This window comes from Nonomuraea sp. NPDC048881 (genome assembly GCF_040649795.1).
GTDB lineage: Bacteria > Actinomycetota > Actinomycetes > Streptosporangiales > Streptosporangiaceae > Nonomuraea.
On record NZ_JBEZGC010000031.1, the window covers coordinates 23,743 to 37,734 of the forward strand.

16 protein-coding genes are annotated in these 13,992 nt (G+C 73.0%); 9 read left to right on the forward strand and 7 right to left on the reverse strand.

Annotated features, from left to right (window positions below; translation table 11 throughout):
• Positions 1–44: 44 nt before the first annotated feature.
• Positions 45–974: a TIGR04222 domain-containing membrane protein gene (locus tag AB0C33_RS48555; RefSeq protein ID WP_358301791.1), complete on the forward strand. Its 930-nt coding sequence runs from the start codon at positions 45–47 to the stop codon at positions 972–974.
• Between the two features lie 155 nt (positions 975–1,129).
• Here AB0C33_RS48555 and AB0C33_RS48560 read toward each other — a convergent pair whose 3' ends face one another.
• Entirely contained in the window at positions 1,130–1,747 is a 618-nt protein-coding gene (locus AB0C33_RS48560) for a GNAT family N-acetyltransferase (RefSeq protein WP_358301794.1), read from the reverse strand.
• 181 nt (positions 1,748–1,928) lie between these two features.
• Here AB0C33_RS48560 and AB0C33_RS48565 point away from each other — a divergent pair, with 181 nt between their 5' ends.
• Both AB0C33_RS48565 and AB0C33_RS48570 read left to right on the forward strand, forming a co-directional pair.
• On the forward strand, positions 1,929–2,624 hold the full coding sequence (locus tag AB0C33_RS48565; protein WP_358301797.1) for a hypothetical protein: 696 nt from the start codon (positions 1,929–1,931) through the stop codon (positions 2,622–2,624).
• Complete coding sequence (locus tag AB0C33_RS48570; protein ID WP_358301799.1) at positions 2,621–3,292, forward strand: LysR family transcriptional regulator substrate-binding protein; 672 nt, start codon at positions 2,621–2,623, stop codon at positions 3,290–3,292. Before AB0C33_RS48565 ends, AB0C33_RS48570 begins: the two co-directional genes overlap by 4 nt.
• A 66-nt stretch (positions 3,293–3,358) precedes the next feature.
• Here AB0C33_RS48570 and AB0C33_RS48575 read toward each other — a convergent pair whose 3' ends face one another.
• Positions 3,359–4,576, reverse strand: coding sequence for an MFS transporter (locus AB0C33_RS48575; RefSeq protein ID WP_358301802.1), 1,218 nt, complete (start codon positions 4,574–4,576; stop codon positions 3,359–3,361).
• 303 nt (positions 4,577–4,879) lie between these two features.
• A complete protein-coding gene (locus tag AB0C33_RS48580; protein ID WP_358301805.1) occupies positions 4,880–5,257 on the reverse strand; it encodes an alpha/beta fold hydrolase in 378 nt (125 codons plus the stop codon).
• On the opposite strand from AB0C33_RS48580, the gene AB0C33_RS48585 reads away from it, so the two are divergent.
• On the forward strand, positions 5,222–5,407 hold the full coding sequence (locus AB0C33_RS48585) for a hypothetical protein (RefSeq protein WP_358301914.1): 186 nt from the start codon (positions 5,222–5,224) through the stop codon (positions 5,405–5,407). The genes AB0C33_RS48580 and AB0C33_RS48585 overlap by 36 nt on opposite strands.
• A gap of 3 nt (positions 5,408–5,410) precedes the next feature.
• On the opposite strand, the gene dmpG is transcribed toward AB0C33_RS48585, so the two are convergent.
• Genes dmpG through AB0C33_RS48600 form a run of 3 tightly spaced genes read right to left on the reverse strand, consistent with a single transcriptional unit; the run spans position 5,411 to position 8,201 of the window.
• Positions 5,411–6,436 (reverse strand): 4-hydroxy-2-oxovalerate aldolase, encoded by a 1,026-nt coding sequence (gene dmpG, locus AB0C33_RS48590; protein WP_352364326.1) that lies wholly within the window; start codon positions 6,434–6,436, stop codon positions 5,411–5,413.
• Positions 6,433–7,380, reverse strand: coding sequence for an acetaldehyde dehydrogenase (acetylating) (locus AB0C33_RS48595; RefSeq protein WP_358301808.1), 948 nt, complete (start codon positions 7,378–7,380; stop codon positions 6,433–6,435). Before AB0C33_RS48595 ends, dmpG begins: the two co-directional genes overlap by 4 nt.
• A complete protein-coding gene (locus AB0C33_RS48600) occupies positions 7,377–8,201 on the reverse strand; it encodes a fumarylacetoacetate hydrolase family protein (RefSeq protein WP_358301811.1) in 825 nt (274 codons plus the stop codon). Before AB0C33_RS48600 ends, AB0C33_RS48595 begins: the two co-directional genes overlap by 4 nt.
• A gap of 68 nt (positions 8,202–8,269) precedes the next feature.
• On the opposite strand from AB0C33_RS48600, the gene AB0C33_RS48605 reads away from it, so the two are divergent.
• Positions 8,270–9,031, forward strand: a complete 762-nt coding sequence (locus tag AB0C33_RS48605; RefSeq protein ID WP_358301814.1) for an IclR family transcriptional regulator — start codon at positions 8,270–8,272, stop codon at positions 9,029–9,031.
• A gap of 168 nt (positions 9,032–9,199) precedes the next feature.
• On the opposite strand, the gene AB0C33_RS48610 is transcribed toward AB0C33_RS48605, so the two are convergent.
• Positions 9,200–9,964 (reverse strand): IclR family transcriptional regulator, encoded by a 765-nt coding sequence (locus tag AB0C33_RS48610; protein ID WP_358301817.1) that lies wholly within the window; start codon positions 9,962–9,964, stop codon positions 9,200–9,202.
• Positions 9,965–10,043: 79 nt separating this feature from the next.
• On the opposite strand from AB0C33_RS48610, the gene AB0C33_RS48615 reads away from it, so the two are divergent.
• From AB0C33_RS48615 to AB0C33_RS48630, 4 genes are read left to right on the forward strand one after another with little or no spacing between them, the layout of a single operon-like run.
• Positions 10,044–11,198, forward strand: a complete 1,155-nt coding sequence (locus AB0C33_RS48615) for a cupin domain-containing protein (RefSeq protein WP_358301820.1) — start codon at positions 10,044–10,046, stop codon at positions 11,196–11,198.
• Positions 11,195–12,028 (forward strand): fumarylacetoacetate hydrolase family protein, encoded by an 834-nt coding sequence (locus tag AB0C33_RS48620; RefSeq protein WP_358301823.1) that lies wholly within the window; start codon positions 11,195–11,197, stop codon positions 12,026–12,028. Before AB0C33_RS48615 ends, AB0C33_RS48620 begins: the two co-directional genes overlap by 4 nt.
• On the forward strand, positions 12,028–12,675 hold the full coding sequence (locus AB0C33_RS48625; protein ID WP_358301826.1) for a maleylpyruvate isomerase family mycothiol-dependent enzyme: 648 nt from the start codon (positions 12,028–12,030) through the stop codon (positions 12,673–12,675). The genes AB0C33_RS48620 and AB0C33_RS48625 overlap by 1 nt, the downstream gene beginning before the upstream one ends.
• A 56-nt stretch (positions 12,676–12,731) precedes the next feature.
• On the forward strand, positions 12,732–13,988 hold the full coding sequence (locus AB0C33_RS48630) for an FAD-dependent monooxygenase (RefSeq protein ID WP_358301829.1): 1,257 nt from the start codon (positions 12,732–12,734) through the stop codon (positions 13,986–13,988).
• Positions 13,989–13,992 lie beyond the last annotated feature (4 nt).

Genomic DNA, 13,992 nt, shown 5'->3' on the forward strand with positions numbered 1-13,992 from the left:
GCCTCACGCGTTGATCAACAACACGGGAGGTGGGCATGGATGTGATGCTCGCAGGGTTGGCGGTGCTCCTCGGGGCGGTCACCGTCGGCACGGTCCTCGCCGCCGAGATGGCGCACGTCCGCGCTCGCCTGCGGCTCGGCGGGCTGCGCGAGGTCGACCTCGGCCACTACGAGCTCGCCTGTCTCGCGGGCGGTCCCGTACGGGTGGCGGACACCGCGATCGGGCTGCTGGCCAGGGAAGGGGAGATCCGCGTCTCCCGAGGCGGGAAGATCCATCGCGTCTCCACGGCCGTGACGGCGGGATATCCCGTGGAGGAGCGGCTGGTCGCGATCCTCGCCGAGCGCAGGAGCTCGCCGGTCGTCCAGGTCAAGCGCCGCCTGGCGGACAGCGCGGAGGTCGCCGGGATCAGCCGCCGGCTCGCCGACCTGGGCCTGCTCGTCGACTCCCGGAGCGTGCCCGGCTTCCGCGTCTGCCGCGACGTCCTGAAGCTGATCCCCACGGTCGCGGCCGTCGCCGCCGGGGCCGACGTGATCTACATGATCGTCGCGCAGTCGCCGCCGCTGAGCGTGGCTGCCCTGCTCGGGTTCGGCGCGAGCTGGCTGGCGGCCAGGAAGATCCGGACCCTGTACGTCAGGAACCGGACGGTCCGGCTCGGCCGCGCGGGCCGCCACCTGTTGGAGAAGGCCCGCCTGGCACACCCGTACGGGGCCGAGACCGACGCCGTGGCCGTGCCGCTCGCACTGTACGGACTGAGCCACCTCGGCGACCCGCACCTGTCAGCCGAGCTCAGCAAGCGTTCGATCCCGGACGGCCACCTCTACCCGGCCGCCCCCAGCACCCCAAACGACCAGTGCGGCTCCGTCGGCTGGACCCCGGACGACAGCGGAACCGGCACCTGGGACGGCGGCGGCGGCTGGAGCGGCGGCTGGGACGGAGGAGGCGGCGCGGGCGACGGCGGAGGCGGCGGCCCCTGACGAGCGGCACACCCACAGACCAACGGCGAGGTCGAACGGCTTCGACCGCATGCGTCTGGGCCGGGCTTCTGTCGTGACGCGGGGGCAGATCATGAACTGTTCCGACCGGCAGCCGGACGAGGTGCGCCCACTACGGTCCGGTCCGCCCGATTGGATCACCCAGCGGTGCCTGATGGCGGGTGCAGGTCCAGGATCATGTCGAACGACTGTGCGCCGTCCTTCCCGGTGAAGGAGCCGACCTGCTGGAAGCCATGCTTGTTGTAGTAGCTGATGGCACGTGTGTTGTCGGCGAGAACGCCGCCGAACAGGATGATTCTCTTCCTGCCGAACTGCCGTGCGACGTCCGCGATGAGCGGGAAGACCTGCGTTCCCACCCCCCTCCCCTGATAGTCGTCGGCCAGGGTGGGGCCGAAGCGGCAGTCCGTCGCCGCCAGGTGGATGCCGGCCTCCTCGTAGCGGGCGATGTCCGACGGGTGGAGATCGAGACTGAATTCGACAAGGCCGACGATTCTGCCGGACGGGCCGTCCTCAAGCACCAGCCTGAGCTTGTCATGACGCGCGATCGCGTCACACAGCTTGCGGGCAGCCTCGAGGTCGTACCCGTCGAAGGTACTCAGTCGCCTCGATTCGGCGGACAGCCCCTCGAGGAAGGCTGCAAGACGCTCCGCGTCGGTGTGCGTGAGCGGCCGGAAGAAGACCTCCTGACCGTCATCCAGGTTCAGGCGACGGGTCAGGAGCAGCGGGTCTTCGGCGACCGCCGTCAGTGTGAGCACCTCAGCAATCCCTTTCCGCTCAATCCTCGGTGGCGAACCTAACGGTCACCAACCTTCGGCGGCAACGCGAATATTCGATGTCAGCCATCGTCCCGTCGCGTTGTGGGCATGAGTGATCGCTCATGGCGGGGGCGTGGTTCGGCATTGGCGCTCATGACGGGGCCGTCGCAGAGTGAGGGCCATGGACCGATCCCTGCGCGTCGCGGTCATCGGCGACCGCGATCCGGCGTTTCCTCCGCACCTGGCCACCGACGACGCCCTCCGCCACGCCGCCGCGCACCTCGGCATCGGGGTGGACGTCCGCTGGCTCGCCACCGAACCGCTCGAATCCGACCTGGCCGAGGTCGAGGCCGCCGACGTGTTGTGGTGTGCGCCCGGCAGCCCGTACCGCAGCCTGTCCGGCGCTGTGGCCGCGCTCCGGCACGGCCGCGAGCACGGCGTCCCCACGCTGGGAACGTGCGGCGGCTGCCAGCACATGGTCATCGAGTACGCACGCCACGTGCTCGGCTTTGAGGACGCCCAGCACGCCGAGTACGACCCGTACGCCTCGACCTTGTTCGTGTCGGAGCTGACCTGCTCGCCGGCGGGCAGGACCATGCCCGTGACTCTGGCTTCCGGTTCCCGGGTGGCCGCGTTGTACGGGCGGACCGAGGTCGAGGAGGAGTACTACTGCAATTTCGGCCTCGCCCCCGACCGGCAGGCAATCCTGCACGACGGCGGCTTCCTGGTCACCGGCGTGGACGGCGACGGCGAGGCCCGGGTGCTGGAGATCCCCGGGCATCCGTACTACGTGGCCACGCTGTTCGTGCCGCAGGCCCGCTCGCGTCCCGAGGAGCCACACCCCTTGGTGGTCGGTCTGCTGCGTGCGGCGCCATGACGTTCACCCAGCTCAGAATCCTGCAGGCGGTCGCGCGGACCGGCGGGCAGGAGCGGGGCAGCCTGCGCGTCGGCGTCATCCCGAGCGCCAACGCCCGGCTGCTGCCGCCCCTGCTGCGCCGGTTCGCCGAGGCGCATCCGCGGGTGCGGCTCGCGGTGATGGAGGGCTCGGACCACGAGGTCCTGGAGTGGCTGGAGACCGGGGCAGCCGACATCGCCACTGTGTCGGCCGCGGCCGGCAAGGTCTCGCTGCCCGCCGGGTCGGTGGCGCGGCCGCTCGCCGCCGACCGCATGCTGGCCGTCCTGCTCAGCGGCCACGAGCTGAGCGTCCGGCCTTCGTTGCCGGTGGCGGAGTTGGCGCGGCACCCGTTCATCATGTCCACGGGCGGGTGCGAGCCGCTGATCACGGCGATCGCGCGGGCGGCGGGTGCGAGCCTGAAGTGTCATTACCGGGTGCGTGACACCAACAGCATCCTGGCCATGGTCGCCGAAGGGCTCGGGCTGAGCATCGTCCCCGAGCTGTCGCTGCCCGCCCACCTCAGCGGCGTGCACGCGATCCCGCTGGAGCCCGCCGTCGAGCGGACCATCCTCCTCGCCCTGCCCGCGGACCCCCTCCCGGCGGCCGTCGCCTTCGCCGAACTGGCCGCCGCCCACCATGCGTCCCCGTGAACTCACGGCGATCGGCGCAGGGGCCGGGATCGGCCGGGCCGTAGCGCCGACCTGCCCAGGGGCGACTCAGGCATGGGGTGGGGCCACGGCGTCGGGCGGCAGGCGGCGGGCCAGGCGGAGCAGCGCGAGTGCGGCCGGCCCCACCAGGGCTGCCAGCGTCAGCCACAGCAGCAGCGGGGCCGTGTCGAGCAGGGCCGAGAAGCCGGCGGGTGCGAGGACCGCCGCGAGCGCCCAGGTCTGCTGGTAGATCGCCAGGTAGCGGCCCCGCAGGGCCGGTGGTGCGGTGGCCGCCGCGAGGGCCCAGCTGGGCACGGTGTGCATGAGCTCGCCGAAGGTGAGGACGAGCGTGGCGACGAGCAGCCCGCCGACGCGCGGGAGTCCGGCGGGCAGCAGCGCGGTCGCGGCGTAGGCGGCGCACGCCGCCATCAGGATCAGGCCACTCAGGGCCATGGCGTGCGTACGGCGGGCGTGCCGCTGCCACCTCCGGACCGGGAGCTGACCCGCCGCCACCAGGACCGTGTTGATCGCGTAGAGGACGCCCAGCAGGGCCGGCGGGACGCCGAGCACCGTGACCGCGTACACCGGCAGGGCGACGGGGAGGATGAGGTGGATCAAGGTGTACGCCTGCTCGGCCGCCACCAGCGTGAGGAACGGCCGGTCGGCGAACACCTGCCGGTAACCGCCCGGATTCCGGGGCGTCGGTGCGGGCGCGCGCCGTCCCGAGAGCAGCAGGCATGCGGCCGCCAGGGCGAAGCTGGCCGCGTTCATCAGGGCGACGACCGCGAAGCCGGTGGCGCCGGCGAGGGAGACCACGCCCGCCGACAGCAGGCCGCCCAGGCCGAAGGCGACGTTCCTCGCCGTGGCGATCAGGGTGTACAGCCGGTCCCTGAGCGCGCCCTCCGCCAGTGCGGAGACGTGGCCGCCGGAGGCGGGATAGTAGGCGCGGTCCCCGGCCGCGATCAGGGCGGCGACGACGAGCAGGGCCACGAACCCGTCCACCAGGGGATAGACGGCGAAGGCCGCCGCACGCAGCACGTACGTGGCGATCAGCACGCGGCGCGCGTCGAACCTGTCGATGAGGGTCCCGGCCACCGGGTTGGCCGCCAGCCCCACGACCGCCGCCACGGTGACCCCGAGCCCGACGGTCGTCATGGGCAGGCCGGTCACCTCGTGGATGAACAGCAGGGTCAGGGGCACGTACAGGCCGTTGCCGAGCGCGTCGACGAACATGCCGACCAGGAACGGGCGTACGCCGACGACACTCGTGAGGGAGGGGGAAGCCATGTGATCAGTGTTGCCAGGCGCTCATGGGGACGGCATCGGCCGCTGGTCCCATGAGGGCGGCCTCCGGTCCGTCCATGGTCCTAGGTCTCCGGTTCCCTGGCGGGGCCGGACGCGTGGCGGAAGGGAAGTCCCGCACCGCGCACCGGACCACGTCCGGCTGTCCGGCGGGAGGCGGCACCGGCGACGGGCGCCTGATCGTCACACGGTCGATTGGATGACAGGCACGTCCAGCGGTCCCCCCACCCCCGCCGGGCGATCGGCGGTCCTGGGCGCGGGCAGGCAGCCGCCCGCGCCCCTCGGGGGTCAGTTGTTCGCGATGAAGTCGGCGACCAGCCGGTTGAACTCGTCGGCGTGCTCGATCATCGCCCAGTGCCCGCAGCGGTTGAGCAGCACCAGCCGGCTGTCCGGGATGCTGGCCAGCAGGTACAGGGAGGTCTCGAACGACACCACCCGATCGTCGCGGCCGTGGATGAGCAGGGTCGGCACCTGGATCCTCGGCAGCAGCTCCGGCTTGACCCACTTGGCAGCGGGGCGCCCTTCGGCAGGCCGTCCACGTAGTTGCTCAGGTGGTCGGGGCGGGCGAGGGCGGCGTCCGAACGGGCCTGGCACAGCTCGGGGGTGGCGAACCGCGCCTTGTCGTAGACCATGATCTCGACGAGCCGGCGCATGTTCTTCGCCCACTTCGGCATGGCCGGTTTCGACGGCGCCTTCGTCTCGCTCCAGTCCGGGGACGGCAAGCCGATCGCGGAGTTCATGGAGCAGCTCGCCGACGCCCTGGTGGCGATCGGCGAGTCACTGATCGCCGGCCGCCGGGGCGCGCCCGGCGGCTGACGGTCAGGCGGACCGCTGCTCGCGCCCGGCGGCGAGCGTGAGGGCGATGTCGACGATCATGTCCTCCTGGCCGCCGACCAGCCGGCGGCGGCCGCACTCCATCAGGATGCCGCGCACGTCGACGCCGTACCGCGCGGCGGCTGCCTCCGCGTGCCGCAGGAACGACGAGTAGACGCCGGCGTACCCCAGGGTGAGCGTCTCCCGGTCGACCCGCACCGGACGGTCCTGCAACGGGCGGACGATGTCGTCCGCGGCGTCCTGGAGCTGGAACAGGTCGCACCGGTGCTCGAAGCCGGACAGGTCGGCGACCGCGACGAACGCCTCCAGCGGGCAGTTGCCCGCGCCCGCGCCGTGACCGGCCAGCGACGCGTCGACCCGGTAGACGCCGTTCTCGACCGCGACGACGGAGTTGGCGACCGACAGCGAGAGGTTCTCGTGGGCGTGGATGCCGATCTCGGTCCCGGCGTCGAGCACGTCGCGGTACGCGCGGACCCGCGCGGCCACGTCGTTCATGGTGAGCCGGCCGCCGGAGTCGGTGACGTAGACGCAGTGCGCGCCGTAGGACTCCATGAGCTTGGCCTGCCGGGCCAGCTCCTCGGGCGGGGCCATGTGGGAGAGCATCAGGAACCCGGACACGTCCATGCCGATCTCGCGGGCCGCGGCGATGTGCTGGGCGGAGATGTCGGCCTCGGTGCAGTGCGTGGCGACCCGGACGGACCGCACGCCGAGGTCGTAGGCGCGCTTCAGCTCGTGGACGGTGCCGACGCCGGGCAGCAGCAGCGTGGTCAGGCGGGCGTTCTCCAGCACCGACGCGGCCGCCTCGATCCACGCCCAGTCCGTGTGCGAGCCGGGACCGTAGTTGAGCGACCCGCCGGCCAGGCCGTCGCCGTGCGCGACCTCGATCGCGTCGACGCCGGCCCGGTCCAGCGCCGTGACGATGCGCTTGACGTCCTCCAGGCCGATGCGGTGGCGGACGGCGTGCATGCCGTCGCGCAGGGTGACGTCCTGGACGAAGATCGGGGTGGTCATCGAAGGCCCGCCTTCCGTGCGGCGACGCGTTCCGCGACCCGCAGGCCGGCGGAGGTCATGATGTCGAGGTTGCCGGCGTAGGCCGGGAGGTAGTGCGCGGCGCCCTCGACCTCGAGGAACACCGACACCTGGTGGGTGGGCCGCGCCGCGCCGGCGGCCAGCAGCGTCTCCACCGGCTGGTCGGCGGGCACCTCGGTGATCTGCACCTGCTGCTTGAGCCGGTAGCCGGGGACGTAGGCGGCGACGTCGGCGACCATCTTCTCGACCGACCGGCGGATCTCGTCGTGGACGGCGGGGTCCGGCGCCGCGACGAGGCACAGGACGGTGTCCCGCATGATCAGCGGTGGGTCGGCGGGGTTGAGGATGATGATCGCCTTGCCGCGGCGCGCCCCGCCGATCTGCTCGATGGCGGCCGAGGTGGTCTCGGTGAACTCGTCGATGTTGGCCCGGGTGCCCGGCCCGGCCGACTTCGAGGCGATGGACGCGACGATCTCGGCGTACTCGACCGGCGCCACCCGGCTGACGGCGGCGACGATCGGGATCGTGGCCTGGCCGCCGCAGGTGACCATGTTGACGTCGGGCGCGTCGAGATGCTCGTCGAGGTTGACGGCGGGGACGACGTAGGGGCCGATCGCCGCCGGGGTCAGGTCGATCAGCCGCTTGCCGAGCGGGAGCAGCTTGGCGGCGTTCACCTCGTGCGCCTTGGCCGAGGTGGCGTCGAAGACGATCCCGATCTCGTCGAAGCCCGGCAGCGCGATCAGGCCGTCGACGCCCTCGGACGTCGTCGGGACGCCCATCCGGGCGGCGCGGGCCAGACCGTCGGACGCGGGGTCGATGCCGACCATGGCGCCCATCTCCAGGTGACGCGAACCGCGCAACACCTTGATCATCAGGTCGGTGCCGATGTTGCCCGAGCCGATGATCGCGACCTTCGTCCTGCTCATGCTGCTGCTCCTTCGGTGAAGCGGACCGTCACCGTGCCGAGGCCGGACAGGGTGGCGGTGACGGTGTCGCCGGCGGCGACCGGCCGCATCGGGCCGAGCGCGCCGGACAGGACGACCTGGCCCGCGCGCAGCGGCTCGCCGAGGTCGCGGGCCATGCGGGCCAGCCACACGACCGCCTCGATCGGGTCGCCCAGGCAGGCCGCGCCGGTGCCGGTGGAGACCTCCTGGCCGCCGATGCTCATCGACATCGCGACGTCCACGGGGTCGAACTCGCCGAGGGTGCGGCGTTCCGTCCCGAGGACGTAGGCGCCGGCGGAGGCGTTGTCGGCGACCGTGTCGCCGAAGGAGATGTCCCAGCCGGCGATCCGGCTGCCGCAGATCTCCAGCGCGGCGACGGCGTACTCGATCGCGGCGCGGACCTGGGGGGCGTCGAGCGAGCCGTCGTCCAGGTCGGCGCCGAGCACGAGCGCGATCTCCGCCTCGGCCCGCGGCTGGAGGATCCGGCCGACCGGGATCGCGTCGCCGTCGGCGTAGGCCATGTCCTCGAACAGCACGCCCAGGTCGGGCTGGTCGACGCCGAGCTGGCGCTGCACCGCCTCCGACGTCAGGCCGATCTTGCGTCCGGTGATCCGCGCGCCGGCGGCCAGCCGGGAGGCGGTCAGCGCGGCCTGGACGGCGTACGCGGCGGCCAGGTCGGCGCGGCCGATCAGGTCCCGCACGGGGGCGCACGGCACGCCGGACGCGGCGGCGCCGGCCAGCCGCCCGGCCGCGGCGGCGATGTCGGACGGGCTCGCGGCGGCGGGCCCGTTGGTTTCGTTCATCCCCCCACTGTGCAGACAGGATGCCGCCCCAACCAGCACATCGTCTCGTTCAGCGATACGCTGTGCCGGTGACCGATCGGGCGGACCTCGACACCGTGCTGGGCAAGGCGGTGACGATCCTGCGCGCCTTCCGGCCCGACGACCGCGTCGTCAGCCTCGCCGAGCTGGTGCGGCGCACCGGCCTGCACAAGGCGACCGTCCACCGGCTGTCGGGCGATCTGGTCGCCAACCGCCTGCTCGACCGCGCCGACGGCGGCTACCGGCTCAGCCGCGGCCTGTTCGAGCTCGGCATGCTCGCCTCGCTCGAACGCAGCCTGCTCGAACTGGCGATGCCGTTCCTCCAGGACCTCTACGAACGCACCCACGAGACCGTGCACCTCGGCGTGCGCGAGGGGCACGACGTCGTCTACGTCGCCAAGATCGGCGGCCACCGCCAGGCCAGGGCGCCCTCGCGCACCGGCGGCCGGATGCCGCTCCACTGCACCGCGATCGGCAAGGCGCTGCTCGCGTACGCCGGTCCCGACCTGCGGCGCGAGGTGCTGACCGGGCCGCTGGAACGGCGTACGCCGCACACCGTCGTCGTGCCGAGCATCCTGCGCGGCCAGTTGCGGCGCGTCACGGAGACCGGGGTCGCGTTCGAGGCGGAGGAGTCGGCCGTCGGGCTGGTGTGCGTCGCCGCGCCGGTGCTGGGGCGCGGCGACGAGCCGCTCGCCGCGATCAGCGTGGCCGGGCCCACCGGCCGGTTCCGGCCCGAGGGGCACGTGGCCGCGGTGCGCGCGGCGGCGGCCGCGCTCGGCAGCACGCTCACCCGCCGCGACCTCCTCCGGTGAGGCGACGGCTCAGCCGGCGGTGAACCGGCGCTCAGAGGGCACGACCTCCTCTGACCAACCGGTGCTCAGAGGGCGCGACCTACTCCGATCAAGCGGTGCTCAGAAGGCGCGACCTCCTCCGATCAAGCGGTGCTCAGAAGGCGCGACCTCCTCCGATCGACCGGTGGCTCAGAGGGCGCGGCTGATCGCGTCGGCCGCGGCCGTGAGCGCGGCGACGAGGGGTTTGATCTCCTTCGGGGAGTAGCGGACGCTGGGCATCGAGATCGACAGCGCCGCGCCGGTCGCGCCGTCGCGGCCCTTCACCGGGCAGCCCACCGCGACCACGCCTCGCTCGGTGCGCTCCAGGTTGAGCGCGACCCCGCTGTGCCGCACGGACCGCAGGTCCCGCCGCAGCCGCGCCAGGTCGGGCAGCTCCTCGGCCGGGTCGCCCCGGTCGCCGGGGGCGTAGAGCTGCGCCAGCTCCTCGTCGGAGAGGGCCGCCAGCGCCACCAGGCCGCCGGTGGCCTGGTGGGCCGGGAAGACCATGCCTTCACGGCTGCCCACCCGCAGGGCCTGCCCGCACTCGACCGAGGCGATGAAGCGCACGTTGCGCCCGGTGCGGATGCTGAGGTTCACCGTCTCGTCGATCCGGTCCACCAGCGCCCGCATCTCGCCCAGCGCTGCCGCCCGCAGCGCGCCGACGTCGGACTGCGCGCGCTCGGCCAGCGCGAGGACGGGGCCCACACGGTAGCTGCGGTCGTCGTTCTGCACCGCGAAATCGCGGTACACCAGCGCGGTCAGCAGCCGGTGGGCCGTGGAGCGGGCCACGCCGAGCCGCTCGGCGGCGGCCGAGACGGTGATCACCTCGTCGAGCTGGAGGATCTGCGCGAGCCGCAGGGCATGGTCGACGCTGGTGGGCGCGTAGGCCGGCGGGGTCTTCATGGGCTTGGCCATGGAACCGATCCTGGCACATGAATTCCGCTGTGCAGAATCCTCTTTTCCAGCCCGGTCGCCTGCGCGGATAGTCGGGGCCATGCCCCACGTGAACGCCGGCGGCTCGCCGGTCAAGATCGCCGCCGTGGACCGGCCGGACCAGCCCTCGCTCAGCCCCGAGCTGGAGGACCTCTACCGAGGTTTCGAGAAGGCGCTGCTCGTCCCGTTGTGGACGGAGATCGGCGACCTGATGCCGCCGCACCCGCGCTCCAGCGCGCAGCCGCACCGGTGGGAGTGGGGCACGCTGCTCGACCTCGCCGGCCGCGCCGGTGAACTGGTCCCGGTCGGGCGCGGCGGCGAGCGCCGGGCGATCGCGCTGGCCAACCCCAGCCTGGGCGGCAAGCCGTACGCGACGCCGACCCTGTGGGCCGCGATCCAGTACCTGATGCCGGGCGAGAACGCCCCCGAGCACCGGCACAGCCAGAACGCCTTCCGCTTCGTCGTCGAGGGCGAGGGCGTGTGGACCGTGGTCGAGCGCGACCCGGTGCCGATGCGCCGCGGCGACTTCCTCCCCCAGCCGGGCCTCCACTGGCACGCCCACCACAACGCGGCCGACACGCCCATGGCCTGGATCGACGGGCTCGACATCCCGTTCCAGTACGGCGTCGAGGCGCAGTTCTTCGACTTCGGCCGGGACACCCTCGCCGAGGAGGAGCACGCCACCCCCGACCGTTCGCGCGCCGAGCGGCTCTGGGGGCACCCCGGCCTGGCCCCGGTCTCCCAGCTCCGCCGGCACGAGGGCACGCCGTTGCTCTGCTACCGCTGGACCGACACCGACGCCGCGCTGACCGACCAGCTCGCGCTGGAGCGGGAGGGGCACGCGGGCCCGATCGAGCCAGGCCACGCCCTGGTCCGCTACATCGACCCGACGACCGCCGGCGACGTGCTGCCGACGATCCGGGCGCAGTTCCACCGGATCACGACGGGGGTGGAGACCGCGCCGTACCGGGAGACCGGCTCGTCGGTCTACCAGGTCTTCGACGGGTCCGGCCAGGTCACCGTCGGCGACCGGTCGTGGCGGGTGAGCCGCGGCGACCTGTTCGTCGTGCCGTCCTGGCAGCCGCTGTCGATCCGCTCGGAGGCGTCGGCCTCCGACTCCGACTCCGGCGCGCTCGACCTGTTCCAGTTCAGCGACGCCCCGATCTTCACCAGGCTCGGCCTGTACCGCAGCCACACCGAGAAGAACAGCCGATGAAGCTCGCCACCGTCCGTCGGGACGACCACCGCACCACCGCCGTCCGCGTCGAGGGCGACGAGCTCGTCGAGGTGGGCCAGGCCGACGTCGGCGCGGTGCTGGCCGCGCCCGGCGGCCTGGAGGAGGCCGCGGCGGCCGACGGCCCGCGCCACCCGCTCGCCGGCGCCGACCTCGCCCCGGTCGTGCCGCGGCCGAGCAAGGTCGTCTGCGTGGGGCTGAACTACCAGAACCACATCAAGGAGATGGGCCGCGACCTGCCCGAGTACCCGACGCTCTTCGCCAAGTTCGCCGACACCCTGATCGGCGCCGCGGACGACATCCGGCGTCCGGCGGAGACCGACCAGTTCGACTGGGAGGCCGAGCTCGCCGTGGTCATCGGCCGGCCGGTGCGGCGGGCGGACGAGGAGCAGGCGGCCGCCGCGATCGCGGGGTTCACCGTGCTCAACGACGTCACCTGCCGGGACTGGCAGTTCCGGACCCGGGAGTGGCTGCAGGGCAAGAACTGGGACTCCACCACCCCGATCGGCCCGTTCCTGGTCACCGCGGACGAGACCGGCCCGCGGCCGGCGCTCGACGTCCGCTGCGAGGTCGACGGCCGGGTGATGCAGTCGGACAACACCGGCGACCTGCTCTTCGACCCGGTCCACCTGGTCCGCTACGTCTCGACGATGGTCCGGCTCAACCCGGGCGACGTGATCGCGACCGGCACGCCGGGCGGCGTCGGCCACGCGCGCAAGCCGCCGGTCTTCCTGCGCGGCGGCGAGCTCGTCGTGACCGAGATCGAGGGGCTGGGCAGGCTGGAGAACCGCGTCGTCGGCGAGGGCGCGTGATGGCGCGCGACCTCGCCACCACGCTCGCGTGGGTCGAGACGGGGACCGGCCTGTGCGCGTCGGCGATCGCCGGTCTGTCCAAGCGGGAGTACGACGCCGCGTCGGCCCTGCCCGGCTGGACGCGCAGGCACGTCGTGGCGCACCTGGCGGCGAACGCCGAGGCGATCGGCAACCTGGTCCGCTGGGCGCGCACCGGCGAGCCGACCCCGATGTACGCCTCCCCGCAGGCGCGCGCCGCCGGGATCGAGCGCGGCTCCCTGCTGGACGGCGGCGAGCTGGCCCGGTGGTTCACCGAGTCGGCCGCGACCCTGGCGACCGCCATGGCGGCACTGCCCGAGGAGGCGTGGCGGGCCGAGGTGGTGACCGCGCAGGGACGGACCGTGCCGGCGGGCGAGATCCCTTGGATGCGCAGCCGGGAGGTCATGGTGCACGCCGTGGACCTGGCCACCGGGCTCACCTTCGCCGACCTTCCCGACGGGTTCCTGCGGGAGCTGCGGGAGGACATCCGCGCCAAGCGCGGCCCCGGCGCGGTGCCCGACGTCGAGGGGTCGCTGCCCGACGTGACCGCCTACCTGGCCGGACGCCCGGCGGGCGGAGTGACCGCCGCCGGCGGCGGACGCCTGCCGACCCTGCCTCCGTGGCTGTGACGAGAACTCTGTGGCTGTGGCGAGAACTCTGTGGCTGTGACGAGAAGGAAGATCCTATGGGCACCCTCCCCTCCCCCCGTGCCGACGTGATCGTCGTCGGGGGCGGCATCGGCGGTCTGTCCGCCGCCCTCGCCCTGGTCCGCCAGGGCCTGCGGGTCCGGGTGTACGAGCAGGCCTCGGCGTTCGGCGAGGTCGGCGCGGGCCTGCAGCTCGCCCCGAACTGCACCCGCATCCTGGACCGTTACGGCCTGCTGGCCGAGGCGTCCGCGCTCGGCGTGCTGCCCGAGACCATGGTCATGAAGGACGCCCTGGACGCCACCGAGCTGACCCGGCTCGACCTGCGCGACGTCGAACGCCGCTACGGCTACCCCTACCTGGTGATCCACCGCAGCGACCTGCACGGCATCCTGCTGCGCGCCTGCGAGCGGGCGGGCGTCGAGCTGCTCACCGACGCCCGCTGCACGTGGTACGAGAACGTCGGCGGCGGCGCCCGCGTGCGGTTCGCCGACGGCGTCGTGGACGAGGCGGACGTGGTGATCGCCGCCGACGGCCTGCACTCGATCGCCCGCGAACTGCTGGTCCAGGACGAGCCGGTGAACTCCGGATATGTCGCCTACCGCTGCGCGGTGCCGTTCGAGCAGGTCGCCGGCAACGACGTCCAGGACAAGGACGTCGTCGTGTACGTCGGGCCGCGCTGCCACTTCGTGCAGTACCCGCTGCGGGGCGCGGAGACGTTCAACCAGGTCGCCGTGTTCGAGTCGCCGAAGGCGCTGGCCGGCCAGGACGACTGGGGCACCCCCGACGAGCTGGACGCGGCGTTCGCGGGAACCTGCGACCAGGTCCAGCGGGGCCTGCCGCTGATGTGGCGCGACCGGTGGTGGCGGATGTTCGACCGCGACCCGATCATGACCTGGGTCACCGGGCGGATCGCGCTGCTCGGTGACGCCGCGCACCCGCCGCTGCAGTACATGGCGCAGGGCGCGATCATGGCGATCGAGGACGGCTGGGTGCTCGGTGAGCACGTCGCCGCCCAGCGCGCCGCGGGTGGACCGGTCGTGGACTGGGACCGGGCGCTGGCCGCCTACGAGGCGGTACGGCCCGAGCACTGCCGCCGGGTGGTCGACACGGCCCGGGCGTGGGGCGCGTTGTGGCACCTGGAGGGCGTCCGGAGACTGCAGCGCAACGCCCTGCTGCGGGAGCGCGACGTCCATGACTACTCGTTCGTCGACTGGATCTTCGGCCCGACGGCCCTGACCCCCGAGGACGAGCCGGAGATGTTCCGCCCGATCCCCCTCGACTCCGCCCCGCTGTGAGGCG